This window comes from Streptomyces sp. NPDC002825 (assembly GCF_040295385.1).
In the GTDB taxonomy this organism is placed as follows: domain Bacteria; phylum Actinomycetota; class Actinomycetes; order Streptomycetales; family Streptomycetaceae; genus Streptomyces.
The window spans coordinates 66955-80481 of sequence record NZ_JBEOVH010000038.1 but is presented as its reverse complement, the minus strand read 5'-3'; the positions used below and the strand labels follow the sequence as shown (position 1 = coordinate 80481).

The 13527-nt window shown below is 71.9% G+C and carries 13 protein-coding genes; 11 read left to right on the top strand and 2 right to left on the bottom strand.

Annotated features, from left to right (window positions below):
- Positions 1-115 precede the first annotated feature (115 nt).
- From ABT041_RS34325 to ABT041_RS34300, 6 genes are all read left to right on the top strand, one after another.
- Positions 116-1114, top strand: coding sequence for an ABC transporter permease (locus ABT041_RS34325; protein ID WP_351191929.1), 999 nt, complete (start codon positions 116-118; stop codon positions 1112-1114).
- Positions 1111-2217, top strand: coding sequence for an ABC transporter ATP-binding protein (locus tag ABT041_RS34320; RefSeq protein WP_351191927.1), 1107 nt, complete (start codon positions 1111-1113; stop codon positions 2215-2217). The genes ABT041_RS34325 and ABT041_RS34320 overlap by 4 nt, the downstream gene beginning before the upstream one ends.
- Positions 2187-3446 (top strand): ABC transporter ATP-binding protein, encoded by a 1260-nt coding sequence (locus ABT041_RS34315; RefSeq protein ID WP_351191939.1) that lies wholly within the window; start codon positions 2187-2189, stop codon positions 3444-3446. Before ABT041_RS34320 ends, ABT041_RS34315 begins: the two co-directional genes overlap by 31 nt.
- 79 nt (positions 3447-3525) lie before the next feature.
- Positions 3526-4203, top strand: coding sequence for a trimeric intracellular cation channel family protein (locus ABT041_RS34310; protein WP_351191925.1), 678 nt, complete (start codon positions 3526-3528; stop codon positions 4201-4203).
- 23 nt (positions 4204-4226) lie between these two features.
- Entirely contained in the window at positions 4227-5075 is an 849-nt protein-coding gene (locus ABT041_RS34305; RefSeq protein ID WP_351191923.1) for a thioesterase family protein, read from the top strand.
- A 262-nt stretch (positions 5076-5337) separates the two neighbouring features.
- Positions 5338-6501, top strand: coding sequence for a cysteine desulfurase family protein (locus tag ABT041_RS34300; protein WP_351191921.1), 1164 nt, complete (start codon positions 5338-5340; stop codon positions 6499-6501).
- Here ABT041_RS34300 and ABT041_RS34295 read toward each other — a convergent pair.
- Positions 6494-7168: an N-acetylmuramoyl-L-alanine amidase gene (locus ABT041_RS34295; protein WP_351191919.1), complete on the bottom strand. Its 675-nt coding sequence runs from the start codon at positions 7166-7168 to the stop codon at positions 6494-6496. The genes ABT041_RS34300 and ABT041_RS34295 overlap by 8 nt on opposite strands.
- Positions 7169-7229: 61 nt before the next feature.
- On the opposite strand from ABT041_RS34295, the gene mnmA reads away from it, so the two are divergent.
- Positions 7230-8351 (top strand): tRNA 2-thiouridine(34) synthase MnmA, encoded by a 1122-nt coding sequence (gene mnmA / locus ABT041_RS34290; RefSeq protein ID WP_351191917.1) that lies wholly within the window; start codon positions 7230-7232, stop codon positions 8349-8351.
- Positions 8352-8372: 21 nt separating this feature from the next.
- On the opposite strand, the gene ABT041_RS34285 is transcribed toward mnmA, so the two are convergent.
- Positions 8373-8915 carry an alpha/beta fold hydrolase gene (locus tag ABT041_RS34285; protein ID WP_351191915.1) on the bottom strand — a complete coding sequence of 181 codons (543 nt, stop codon included), beginning with the start codon at positions 8913-8915 and terminating at the stop codon, positions 8373-8375.
- A gap of 78 nt (positions 8916-8993) precedes the next feature.
- On the opposite strand from ABT041_RS34285, the gene ABT041_RS34280 reads away from it, so the two are divergent.
- The 4 genes from ABT041_RS34280 to ligA are packed head-to-tail and all read left to right on the top strand — an operon-like array spanning position 8994 to position 13439.
- The gene (locus tag ABT041_RS34280; protein WP_351191913.1) at positions 8994-9533 is read left to right on the top strand and encodes an LOG family protein; all 540 of its coding nucleotides are present in this window, start codon (positions 8994-8996) and stop codon (positions 9531-9533) included.
- Positions 9534-9540: 7 nt separating this feature from the next.
- Positions 9541-10239 carry an SDR family oxidoreductase gene (locus tag ABT041_RS34275; protein ID WP_351191911.1) on the top strand — a complete coding sequence of 233 codons (699 nt, stop codon included), beginning with the start codon at positions 9541-9543 and terminating at the stop codon, positions 10237-10239.
- A gap of 2 nt (positions 10240-10241) precedes the next feature.
- Entirely contained in the window at positions 10242-11243 is a 1002-nt protein-coding gene (locus ABT041_RS34270) for a methionine synthase (protein WP_351191909.1), read from the top strand.
- A gap of 15 nt (positions 11244-11258) precedes the next feature.
- A complete protein-coding gene (gene ligA / locus ABT041_RS34265) occupies positions 11259-13439 on the top strand; it encodes an NAD-dependent DNA ligase LigA (RefSeq protein ID WP_351191907.1) in 2181 nt (726 codons plus the stop codon).
- The last annotated feature ends 88 nt before the right edge of the window (positions 13440-13527 follow it).

The following is a 13527-nucleotide window of genomic DNA, read 5'->3' as shown; positions in this document are numbered from 1 at the left end:
TTCTCTCCTTATCTTGGGCTGCGTGTTCTCGTTTGTTCTTTATTTGTTTTGGGCGGCGGGGCCGGGGGGCTGGGTGCCGCCGCCGCCGCCCCGGCCCCGCCGACCGGCCGACCGCATGCTTGCATACATAATCCGACGGCTCTTCGCAGTCGTCGTGATGCTGCTCGTCGTCACACTGGTGACGCTCAGCATCTTCTTCCTCATCCCCAAGATGACCGGCAGCGATCCTGCCGCGATGTTCGTCGGCAAGCAGGCGGATCCGGCTTCCATCGAGGCCATCCGGCAGAAGCTGGGCCTGGACGAGCCGATCCTGGTGCAGTTCTGGCACTTCGTCTCCGGCATCTTCGTCGGCCGTGACTACACCGGCGGTGGCGACACCATCCACTGCGCCGCGCCCTGCTTCGGCTACTCGTTCCGCACCGAGCAGGACGTGTCGACGATGCTGGCCGACGCCTTCCCGATCACCCTGTCGATGGTCATCGGCGCCGCCCTGCTGTGGCTCGTGCTCGGTGTCACGACGGGCGTGGTCTCCGCGCTCAAGCGGGGCACGGTCGTGGACCGCACCGCGATGATCACCGCGCTCGCCGGTGTCTCGCTCCCCATCTTCTTCACCGGCATGCTGTCGATGCTGATCTTCCGCTCGCAGCTGCACTGGCTCAACGCCTCGTACACGCCGATCACCGAGTCCTTCGGCGGCTGGTTCGGCGGTCTGCTGCTCCCCTGGGTGACGCTCGCCTTCCTGTACGCGGCGATGTACGCGCGGCTCACCCGCGCCACCATGCTGGAGGTCCTGGGCGAGGACTACATCCGCACCGCCCGGGCCAAGGGCCTGCCCGAGCCGGTCGTGCTGGGCAAGCACGCCATGCGCTCCACCATGACCCCCATCCTGACCATCTTCGGCATGGACCTCGGCGCCCTCGTCGGCGGCGCGATCCTGACCGAGACCACGTTCAACCTGCAGGGCCTCGGCTGGATGGCCATCAAGGGAGTCAGCGAGCGCGACCTGCCGCTGATCCTGGCCGTCACGCTCATCACGGCGACCTGCGTGGTCATCGCCAACCTCGTGGTGGACCTTCTGTACGCGGTGATCGACCCCCGAGTGAGGCTCGCATGACGGACAAGCTGACGAAGACGGGCGCGGCGGTCGGAGAGCCCGTCGACACCGGGAAGTCCGCCCCCTCCGACGCCTTCCTCGACGTACGGGACCTGAAGATCCACTTCCCGACCGACGACGGTCTGGTCAAGTCGGTCGACGGCCTCAGCTTCCAGCTGGAGAAGGGCAAGACCCTCGGCATCGTGGGCGAGTCCGGCTCCGGCAAGTCGGTCACCTCGCTCGGCATCATGGGCCTGCACACCGTCGGCCAGTACGGCCGGCAGAAGGCGCGGATCTCCGGCGAGATCTGGCTGAACGGGCGCGAGCTGCTCTCCGCGGACCCCGAAGAGGTCCGCAAGATGCGCGGCCGCGAGATGGCGATGATCTTCCAGGACCCGCTGTCCGCGATGCACCCGTACTACTCCGTCGGCAACCAGATCGTGGAGGCCTACCGGATCCACCACGACGTCGACAAGAAGACGGCGAAGAAGCGGGCCGTCGAACTCCTCGACCGGGTCGGCATCCCCGAGCCCGCCAAGCGGTTCGACAACTACCCGCACGAGTTCTCCGGCGGCATGCGCCAGCGCGCGATGATCGCCATGGCGCTCGTCAACAACCCCGAGCTGCTCATCGCGGACGAGCCCACCACGGCGCTCGACGTCACCGTGCAGGCCCAGATCCTGGACCTCATGCGGGACCTCCAGAAGGAGTTCGGCTCCGCGGTCGTCATCATCACGCACGACCTCGGCGTCGTCGCCGAGCTCGCCGACGACATCCTCGTGATGTACGGCGGCCGGTGCGTCGAGCGCGGCCCCGCCGAGTCCGTCTTCTACGAGCCGCAGCACCCCTACACCTGGGGCCTGCTCGGCTCGATGCCGCGGATCGACCGCGAGCAGACCGAGCGGCTCATCCCGGTCAAGGGCAACCCGCCCAGCCTCATCAACGTCCCGAGCGGCTGCGCCTTCAACCCCCGCTGCCCGTACGCGGACGTCCCCAAGGGCGGCATCACGCGCACCCAGCGCCCCGAGCTGGCCCTGGCCGGCGAGCGCCACTACTCGGCCTGCCACATGCCGCAGGAGGAGCGCACCCGCATCTGGACCGAAGAGATTGCGCCGAAGCTGTGAGCGACAACAAGAGCACTGAGCCCCTGCTCAAGGTCACCGGCCTGCAGAAGCACTTCCCCATCCGGAAGGGCCTGCTCCAGCGCCAGACCGGTGCGGTCAAGGCGGTCGACGGCCTCGACTTCGAGGTCTACCCCGGTGAGACCCTCGGCGTCGTCGGCGAGTCCGGCTGCGGCAAGTCGACGATGGGCCGGCTCATCACCCGGCTCCTCGAACCGACCGGCGGCACCGTCGAGTTCCAGGGCACGGACATCTCCCACCTCGGCGTGGCCAAGATGCGTCCGCTGCGCCGGGACGTCCAGATGATCTTCCAGGACCCGTACGGCTCGCTGAACCCGCGCCACACGGTCGGCTCGATCGTCTCGGCCCCCTTCCGGCTCCAGGGCGTCGAGCCCGAGGGCGGCGTGAAGAAGGAGGTCCAGCGCCTCCTCGGCCTGGTCGGCCTGAACCCGGAGCACTACAACCGCTACCCGCACGAGTTCTCCGGCGGCCAGCGCCAGCGCATCGGCATCGCCCGCGCGCTCGCGCTGAAGCCGAAGCTCGTCGTCGCGGACGAGCCGGTCTCGGCCCTGGACGTCTCCATCCAGGCGCAGGTGGTGAACCTCCTGGACGACCTCCAGGACGAGCTGGGCCTCACCTACGTCTTCATCGCCCACGACCTGTCGGTCGTCCGGCACGTCTCGGACCGCATCGCGGTGATGTACCTGGGCAAGATCGTGGAGCTCGCGGACCGCAAGTCCCTCTACGAGGCCCCGATGCACCCGTACACCCGGGCCCTGATGTCCGCGGTCCCGGTCCCGGACCCGCGCCGCCGGGGCGCGAAGAGCGAGCGCATCCTGCTGAAGGGCGACGTCCCGTCGCCGATCGCCCCGCCGGCGGGCTGCCGCTTCCACACCCGCTGCTGGAAGGCCACGGACCTGTGCAAGACCCAGGAGCCCCCGCTCCTGGAACTCCGCCCGGGCCAGCGGGTGGCCTGCCACCACCCGGAGAACGCGGAGGGCGTGACGATCCCGGCGGCGCGCGAGTCGGTGGAGGTCACGATCACGAAGGCCCCGGAACCGAAGGCCCCGGAGGAGCCGCAGCCCGAGGACGCGGCGGAGGAGCCGGAGGGCAAGGACGCCCCGGTGGAGCCGGAGGTCAAGGACGCGGCGGAGGAGCCCGACACCTCGGCGGAGCCCGAGAAGGACGCTCCCGCGGAGTCCGGGTCCAAGGACGCCACGGCCGGGGAGTAGAGATCCCCGTCGTCGAAGGCCCCCGGCACGGGAACGTGCCGGGGGCCTTCGACGTCCGCGGTACCGGGACAATGGGTGCGTGCTCCACGAATTGTTCACCCCCTCCGTTCAACACGCCCTCGACCTCGTCGGCATCTTCGTCTTCGCCATCTCCGGCGCCCTCCTCGCCGTCCGCAAGAACTTCGACGTCTTCGGCATCGCCGTCCTCGCCGAGGTCACCGCACTCGGCGGCGGTCTCTTCCGCGATCTGATCATCGGCGCCGTACCCCCGGCCGCCTTCACCGATCTCGGCTACTTCCTGATGCCGCTGATCGCGACGGCCTTCGTCTTCTTCCTCCACCCGGAGGTGGAGCGCACCCAGACCGCGGTGAACGTCTTCGACGCGGCGGGCCTCGGCCTGTTCTGCGTGACCGGCACGACCAAGGCGTACGACTACGGCCTCGGCCTCACCTCCTCCGCCGCGCTCGGCCTCGCCACGGCGGTCGGCGGCGGTGTGCTGCGCGACGTCCTGGCCAACGAGGTGCCGTCGCTGCTGCGCTGGGACCGGGACCTGTACGCCGTCCCCGCGATCGTGGGCGCCACGATGGTCGTCCTCTTCATCCGCTTCGACACGCTCAACGCGTTCACCAGCGGCGCCGCCGTCCTCACGGCCTTCGCGCTCCGGCTGCTCGCGATGCGCTACCACTGGCGCGCGCCCCGCGCCTGGAACCGCCGCTCGTCCGCGACCGAGGAGCCCGAAAAAGCTACCGCTCAGTAGCTACCTGCGGTACGGTCGGAAGCATGAGCACGAGCACCGAGACGGCCACCGCGGCGTACGAGTTCGACCGCGACACCGCCGTCACCCTCCGGGAACCCGGCGTCTACGACGCCGACCTCTCCGCCGGCTGGACGATCATCCACGCCGTCAACGGCGGCTATCTCCTCGCCCTGCTCGGCCGCGCCCTCGGCGACCACCTTCCGCACCCGGACCCGTTCACGATCTCGGCGCACTACCTCACGCCGTCCGTGCCGGGCCCCGCGGTGATCCGGACGCAGACCGTGCGCACGGGCCGGACCCTCTCGACCGGTCAGGCCTCGCTCTTCCAGTACGCGGAGGACGGCACCGAGGTCGAGCGCATCCGGGTCCTCGCCTCGTACGGAGACCTCGACGCCCTCCCGGACGACGTGCGCACCACCGCGACGCCCCCGGCGATGGCGGCGATCGAGAACTGCTTCAGCGCGGCGGACAACCCGGCCCCGAGGATCCCCGGCTCGTCGGCCATCGCCGACCGGCTTGACCTCCGTCTGGACCCGTCCTGCGTGGGCTGGGCGGTCGGCGCGCCCTCCGGCAAGGGGGAGATGCGCGCGTGGTTCGGGCTGGCCGACGGCCGCGAGCCCGACGCCCTCTCGCTGCTGCTCGCGGTCGACGCGCTGCCGCCGACGTCGTTCGAGCTGGGCCTCAAGGGGTGGACCCCCACGGTCGAGCTCACGACGCACGTGCGGTGCCGGCCGGCGCCGGGGCCGCTGCGGATCGCGATCACGACGCGGAACCTGGCGGGCGGTTTCCTGGAGGAGGACGCGGAGGTCTGGGACAGCGCGAACCGCCTGGTGGCCCAGTCCCGCCAACTGGCCCGAGCCCCCCGAGCCTGACCTCGCACCTGGGCCGACCGGGCCCGCGCCCGGCTGGGCGGTGCCCCGCTGCCGTGTGGGCAATCGTCCCTGGGGGCACCTCCCGGACGAAGTCTGGGGGAGGAACGCATGCCCACAACGGAACGACGGGCGCGGAACGCATGCCCACAACGGGGCGGGGCGCCTGCCCACAACGAGGCGCGGCCGAGAACCGCCCTGCCCGTCCGGCCGGAACAGGCCGGGCGCCGGGCTCGTGGACCCGGGCTCGTAGAATCGACCCACCATGGCTTACCTCGACCACGCCGCGACCACGCCCATGCTCCCCGAGGCGATCGAGGCGATGACCGCCCAGCTCGCCGTCACGGGCAACGCCTCCTCCCTGCACGCCCCCGGACGCCGCGCCCGGCGGACCGTCGAGGAAGGCCGCGAGAGCCTCGCCGCCGCGCTCGGCGCGCGGCCCAGCGAGGTCGTCTTCACCTCCGGCGGCACGGAGGCCGACAACCTCGCCGTGAAGGGCCTGTACTGGGCCCGGCGCGACGCCGACCCCCGCCGCACCCGCGTCCTGGCCAGCCCCGTCGAGCACCACGCCGTCCTCGACGCCGTCGACTGGCTGGCGACCCACGAGGGCGCCCAGGTCGAGTACCTGCCCGTCGACCGCCACGGCCGCGTCCACCCGGACGCGCTCCGCGCGGCGATCGCGCGCGACCCCGAATCCGTCGCCCTGGCCACCGTCATGTGGGCGAACAACGAGATCGGCACGATCATGCCGGTCCGTGAACTCGCCGAGGCTGCCGCAGAGTTCGGCGTCCCGCTGCACGCCGACGCCGTCCAGGCCGTGGGCCAGGTCCCGGTCGACTTCGCCGCCTCCGGGCTCGCCGCGATGACCGTCTCCGGCCACAAGATCGGCGGCCCCTACGGCATCGGTGCCCTCCTCCTGGGCCGCGAGCACACCCCCGTACCCGTTCTGCACGGCGGCGGCCAGGAGCGGCACGTCCGCTCCGGCACCCTCGACGTGCCGGCCGTCGCCGCCTTCGCGGTCGCCGCCCGGCTCGCCGCCGAGCGGCAGCAGGAGTTCGCCCACGAGGTCGGCGCCCTGCGCGACGAGCTCGTCACCGCCGTCCGGACGCTCGTACCCGACGCGATCCTCGGCGGCGACCCCGTCGACCGGCTCCCGGCCAACGCCCACTTCACCTTCCCCGGCTGCGAGGGCGACTCCCTGCTCCTGCTGCTCGACGCGGCCGGCATCGCCTGCTCCACCGGATCCGCCTGCACCGCCGGCATCGCCCAGCCCAGCCACGTCCTCCTCGCCACCGGCACCGACCCGGACCTGGCCCGCGGCACCCTGCGCTTCTCGCTCGGCCACACCTCCACCAAGGAGGACGTCGCGGCGGTCGCCGGCGCGATCGGCCCGGCCGTCGAGCGCGCCAGGACCGCCGGCCTCAGCTGAGCCGCGAGCGGGCCTTGCGCACCAGCGCCATGTACCGGTCCCAGTCCCAGTGCGGACCGGGATCGGTGTGGTCCGTGCCCTCGACCTCCACGTGCCCGATGATGTGCTCCCGGTCCACGGGTATCCCGTACTGGGCGCATATGTCGGCCGCGAGCCGCGCCGAACCCTCGTACATCGCCGCGGTGAAGTCCTGCGGCCGGTCGACGAAGCCCTCGTGCTCGATGCCGATGCTCCGCTCGTTCATGTCGCGGTTCCCGGCGTGGAAGGCCACGTCGAGCTCCCGGATCATCTGCGCCACATGGCCGTCCTTGCGGACCACGTAGTGCGCGGCCGCCCCGTGCGCCGGGTCCTTGAAGACCTTCAGGGCGGAGGCGTAGCTGCCCTGGACGACATGGATCACGATCCGGTCGATCGTGTAGTCGTCCGGACGGTCGGCCCGCCGCCAGTTCGCCCGCGCCGCCGACGTCCACTCGGCGCCCTTGTGGTCCAGCTCCCCCTCGACCCGCTTCTTCTCCATCCCCGGCAGCCGCCACCACAGGCGCCCCAGCTCGTCCCTGGCCAGCGCGACCGTGCCCACCGCGGCGGCCGTGCCGCCGATCAGCACGGCCCGCCGGCCCACTCGCCGGCCGCCCGCCCCGCTCCCCGTGCCCTTCGACTTGCTCCCCATGCCCGGGAGAACGCTCACTACCGCGACCGCGGTTCCCGGCGCCCCGTACCCTGGTAGCGCTATGACTAAGACTCCTCTCCGCGTCCTCGCCGCCATGTCGGGCGGAGTGGACTCCGCCGTCGCCGCCGCCCGTGCGGCCGAAGCCGGTCACGACGTCACCGGCGTGCACCTGGCCCTGTCCGCGAACCCGCAGTCCTTCCGCACCGGAGCGCGCGGCTGCTGCACGATCGAGGACTCGCGCGACGCACGCCGGGCCGCCGACGTGATCGGCATCCCCTTCTACGTGTGGGACCTCGCCGAGCGGTTCCGCGAGGACGTCGTCGACGACTTCGTCGCGGAGTACGAGGCGGGCCGCACCCCCAACCCCTGCCTGCGCTGCAACGAGAAGATCAAGTTCGCGGCGCTCCTCGACAAGGCGCTCGCCCTCGGCTTCGACGCGGTGTGCACCGGCCACTACGCCACCGTCGTCCTGAACGAGGACGGCACCCGCGAGCTGCACCGGGCCTCCGACATGGCCAAGGACCAGTCGTACGTGCTCGGCGTCCTCGACGAGAAGCAGCTCGCGCACGCGATGTTCCCGCTCGGCGACACCCTCACCACCAAGGACGAGATCCGGGCGGAGGCCGAGCGGCGCGGGCTCGCGGTCGCGAAGAAGCCCGACAGCCACGACATCTGCTTCATCGCCGACGGCGACACGCAGGGCTTCCTCGCCGCGCGCCTGGGCAAGGCGGAGGGCGACATCGTCGACGAGGCCGGTACGAAGCTCGGCACCCACGAGGGCGCGTACGGCTTCACCATCGGCCAGCGCAAGGGCCTGCGGATCGGCCACCCGGCCGCGGACGGCAAGCCCCGCTACGTCCTCGACATCTCGCCCGTGAACAACACGGTCACCGTCGGCCCCGCCGAGGCCCTCGACGTCACCGGCCTCACCGCGATCAAGCCCCGCTGGTGCGGCACGGCCCCCGAAGGTCCCGGCCGCTACACCGCCCAGCTCCGCGCCCACGGCGGCGAGACCCCGGTCGGCGCGGAGATGGTGGACGGCGAGCTGAAGGTCGTCTTCGACGAGCCGGTCCGCGGCGTGGCCCCCGGCCAGGCGATCGTCCTGTACGACGGCACGCGCGTGGTGGGCTCGGCGACGATCGCGTCGACGACCCGGCGCACGGCCGAACCGGCCACCGCCTAGGCCCTGTCCGGAAGAGCCGGCCTAGGCCGGCTCGTCGAGGAACTCCTCCAGGACCGGGGCCAGGACGTGCGGGGCCACCTCGTGCGTCTGGCCCGTGAGGGTGCGGTGCCGGGCCCGGGGGAGGGCCGCCGTCAGGGCGCGGGCCGCGTGCCGGGTCGCCGCCGGGCTCGCGCCCCCGTCGACCACGAGCACGCGCGCGTGGACCGCCGCCACGAGCCCGTCCGCGAGCGCCTCCGGCTCGTACACCGACAGCGCGCCCACCGGCAGCCCCGCCGCCGCCCCCGCGAGCGCGAGGCCCCCGCCCGTCTCCGTGCCGTGCACGGCCGCCCCCGGTCCCGCCGCCTCCAGGACGGCCGCCAGGTCCTCGATCTCCCGCTCCACCGGGGCGGGCCCCCGCCGCCGGTACGTCACGACGGAGAAGCGCCGCGCCAGCAGTCCGGCGAGCGCCCGCCCGTCCCCGTCGGCGCCGTCCACCAGCACGACGGCCCGCCCGCGTCCGTACCGCTCGTACGCGATCTCCGTACCGTCCCGCGACACGACCCGGCCCCTGCACATCTCGTCCATGGCAGGGCAGACCGGGGCCGCCGCCGGAACTCATCGCCGCCCGCCGGACTTTTTTCCACGCCCCCTTACGGTGGGTCCGTGAACATCTGCGTCTTCCTCTCCGCCGCCGACCTCGACGCGCGCTACACCGGCCCGGCCCGCGAGTTCGCCGAGCTCCTCGGCAAGGCCAGCCACACCCTCGTCTGGGGCGGGTCCGACACCGGCCTCATGAAGGTCGTCGCGGACGGGGTCCAGGACGCGGGCGGCCGGCTCGTCGGAGTCTCCGTCGACTTCCTCGCCCACAAGGCCCGCCCGGACGCCGACGAGATGGTGATCGCCGGCGACCTGGCCGAACGCAAGGCGCTGCTCCTCGCCAGGTCCGACGCGATCGTGGTCATGGTCGGCGGCACCGGCACCCTCGACGAGGCCACCGAGATCCTGGAGCTGAAGAAGCACGGCAAGCACTCCAAGCCGGTCGTCCTCCTCAACACGGCGGGCTTCTACGAGGGCCTCAGGGCCCAGTTCCACCGCATGGAGGCCGAGGGCTTCCTCCCCCTCCCGCTCACCGACCTCGTCTTCTTCGCGGACGACGGTCCGACGGCCCTCGCGTACCTGGAGGCGGAGATCGCCGCCCGCTGATGCGAGCATGGTGCGCATGGCTACACATGTGATCACCGGAGCCGGTTCCGGCATCGGCGCGGCCGTCGCGCGTCGCCTCCACGCGCGCGGGGACGAACTCGTGCTCCACGCGCGCGACGCGGGGCGCGCCAAGGAGCTCGCCGCGCAGTTCCCCGGCGCGCGGACCCTCGTCGGGGACCTCGCCGACCCCGACCGGCTGTCCTGGGCCTTCTCGCACCAGAGCCTCCCGGACCGGGTGGACAGCCTGCTGCACATCGCGGGCGTCGTCGACCTCGGCCCGATCGGGGAGCTCACCCCGAAGACCTGGCACCACCAGCTGAACGTCAACCTGGTCGCCCCGGCCGAGCTGACCCGCCACTTCCTGCCCCAGCTGCGGGTCTCCCAGGGCCACGTCGTCTTCGTGAACTCGGGCGCCGGGCTCAACGCGCACGCCGAGTGGGCCGCGTACGCCGCCTCCAAGCACGGCCTCAAGGCCCTCGCGGACTCGCTGCGCCACGAGGAGCACGCCAACGGGGTGCGGGTGACCTCGGTCTACCCGGGCCGCACCGCCAGCCCCATGCAGGCGAAGGTCCACCAGCAGGAGGGCAAGGAGTACGACCCGTCCCGCTGGATCGACCCCGAGTCGGTCGCGACGGCGATCGTCACCGCGATCGACCTGCCGCGCGACGCGGAGATCAACGACCTCACCGTGCGCCCGGGACGGTAGGCATGGACGAGACGACCAAGCTGTGGGGCCCGGCCACCGGTGTCGGGTCGCTGCCCGGCGGCGACGCCCGCGAGGCCGCGAAGACCGCCACCGGCTCCTTCGAGGACTTCCCCTTCCTCCCGGAGCTGCCCGCGCGCGGCCCCGGCGCCGACATGATCGGCCGCACGATCGGGATGCTCGTCGACCTGTACGCGCACGTGGAGCCGAGCGGCTGGCGGATCAGCGACCGGCCGGGCCGTGACACCAAGCGGGCCCGCTCCTGGCTCGGCGAGGACCTCGACGCCCTGGAGGAGTTCACCCAGGGGTACGAGGGGCCGCTCAAGGTCCAGGCCGTGGGCCCGTGGACGCTCGCCGCGGCCCTGGAGCTGCGCGGCGGCGAGGCCGCCCTCGGGGACGCGGGCGCGTGCCGGGACCTGGCCGGCTCGCTCGCCGAAGGCCTCCACACGCACCTCGCGGAGCTGAGGAAGCGCGTCCCGGGGGCGCGCCTCGTCCTCCAGCTCGACGAGCCCTCGCTCATCGCCGTACTGCGCGGGCAGATCCGTACCGCCAGCGGCTACCGCACCCACCGGGCCGTCGACCGGCAGGTCGTGGAGAGCGCCCTGCGGGACGTGATGGCCGTCCACGACGGCCCCGTGATCGTCCACTCCTGCGCGCCCGACGTGCCGTTCGCGCTGCTGCGGCGGGCCGGGGCGGCGGGCATCTCGTTCGATTTCTCGCTCCTCACCGAACGTGACGAGGAGGCGATCGGCGAGGCCGTGGAGGCCGGGACGAAGCTCTTCGCCGGTGTGGTGCCGTCCACCGACACGGCATTGTCGGACCCGGGCGGTAGCGTCATGGGTGTCAGGACGCTGTGGCGCAGGCTGGGGCTGAATCCGGGGACTCTCGCGGAGTCCGTCGTGGTCACGCCCTCGTGCGGGCTCGCGGGTGCTTCGCCCGCCTATGCCCGGGCGGCGCTCGCCCACTGCGTCAGAGCGGCACGGTCGCTCGCGGACAACCCTGAGTAACGGGAGGACGAAACGGTGGCAGTCGAACAGGGGGCCCTGCCCGCCGAGGCACGGGAGAAGCACGCCGAGCTGGCCGAGCAGGTCGAGGAGCACCGCTTCCGGTACTACGTGAAGGACCAGCCGGTCATCAGCGACGCGGAGTTCGACAAGCTCCTGCGCGCGCTCGAGGCGCTGGAGGAGGAGTACCCGGAGCTGCGGACGCCGGACTCGCCGACGCAGAAGGTCGCCGGGCAGTACGAGACCGAGTTCACCTCCGTCGAGCACCGGGAGCGCATGCTCTCCCTGGACAACGCCTTCGACGAGGAGGAGCTCGCCACCTGGGCCGAGCGCGTCGCGCGGGACGTCGGCACTCCCGACTACCACTACCTGTGCGAGCTCAAGGTCGACGGCCTTGCGGTCAACCTCACCTACGAGCACGGGCGGCTGACCCGCGCCGCCACCCGCGGCGACGGCCGCACCGGCGAGGACATCACGCCCAACGTCCGGACGATCGCGGACATCCCCGAGCGCCTCCGGGGCGAGCGCATCCCCGACCTGGTGGAGATCCGCGGCGAGGTCTACTTCCCGATGGAGGCCTTCGAGGGGCTCAACGCCCGTCTGGTGGAGGCCGGCGACAAGCCCTTCGCCAACCCGCGGAACGCGGCGGCGGGTTCGCTGCGGCAGAAGGACCCGAAGGTCACCGCCACCCGCCCGCTCCACATGGTGGTGCACGGCATCGGCGCGCGCGAGGGCTTCGAGATCTCCCGGCTCTCGGAGACGTACGAGCTGCTGCACGAGTGGGGCCTGCCCACCGCCCGGCACAACAGGGTCGTCGACTCGCTCGACGGGGTGCGGGAGTTCATCGCGTACTTCGGGGAGAACCGTCACTCCGTGGAGCACGAGATCGACGGCGTCGTCGTCAAGCTCGACGAGATCCCGCTCCAGGGCCGGCTGGGCTCCACCGCGCGCGCCCCGCGCTGGGCGATCGCCTGGAAGTACGCGCCGGAGGAGGTCAACACCAAGCTGGTCGACATCAAGGTCGGCGTCGGCCGCACCGGTCGCGTCACCCCGTACGCCCAGGTCGAGCCGGTGACCGTGGCGGGCTCCGAGGTCGAGTTCGCGACCCTCCACAACCAGGAGGTCGTGAAGAGCAAGGGCGTGCTGATCGGCGACACGGTCGTGCTGCGCAAGGCCGGGGACGTGATCCCCGAGATCCTCGGCCCGGTCGCCGACCTGCGGGACGGCACCGAGCGGGAGTTCGTGATGCCCGCCGAGTGCCCGGAGTGCCGGACGCCGCTGAAGCCCATGAAGGAGGGAGACATCGACCTCCGCTGCCCGAACGCCCGGACGTGCCCGGCGCAGCTGCGCGAGCGGGTCTTCTTCCTGGCCGGCCGGCAGTGCCTGGACATCGAGAGCTTCGGCATGGTGGCCGCGGCGGCGCTGACCCGGCCGCTGGCGCCGACCGAGCCGCCGCTGGTCGACGAGGGCGACCTCTTCGACCTCACCATCGAGCAGCTGCTGCCGATCAGGGCGTACGTCCTCGATCCGAGCAGCGGGCTTCCCAAGCGGGACCCGAAGACCGGCGAGGAGAAGATCGTCACGGTCTTCGCCAACCAGAAGGGCGAGCCGAAGAAGAACGCCCTCGCGATGCTGGAGAACATCGCGGCGGCGAAGACCCGCCCGCTGGCCCGCTTCATCAACGGGCTCTCCATCCGGCACGTGGGGCCGGTCGCGGCCGAGGCGCTGGCGCGCGAGTTCCGCTCCCTGGAGCGGATCGAGCAGGCGAGCGAGGAGGAGCTCGCGGCCGTCGACGGCGTCGGCGGGATCATCGCGGCCGCCGTGAAGCAGTGGTTCTCCGAGGAGTGGCACCGCGAGATCGTGCGCAAGTGGCGCGCCGCCGGGGTCTCCCTGGAGGACGAGGGCGCCGGCGAGGACGAGGGGCCGCGTCCGCTGGAAGGTCTGACGGTCGTGGTGACCGGCACCCTGGAGAAGTTCACCAGGGATGGCGCAAAAGAGTCGCTCCAGCGGCTCGGAGCGAAGGTGACCGGTTCCGTTTCGAAGAAGACCAGCTTCGTGGTGGTCGGTGAAAACCCTGGTTCGAAGTACGACAAGGCGATGCAGCTGAAGCTTCCGGTTCTGGACGAGGAAGGCTTCTCCGTCCTGCTCGAACAGGGGCCCGAGGCGGCTCGGGAGGCCGCGGTACCCGTCGCCGAGTAGCCTCACGTCACCCCGCGGAAGCTCACCCGTTCGGCGCATATCAGATCGTTACGGGTGGCCGGGTCGCATTCGGGCAAGAGAGGGAGAG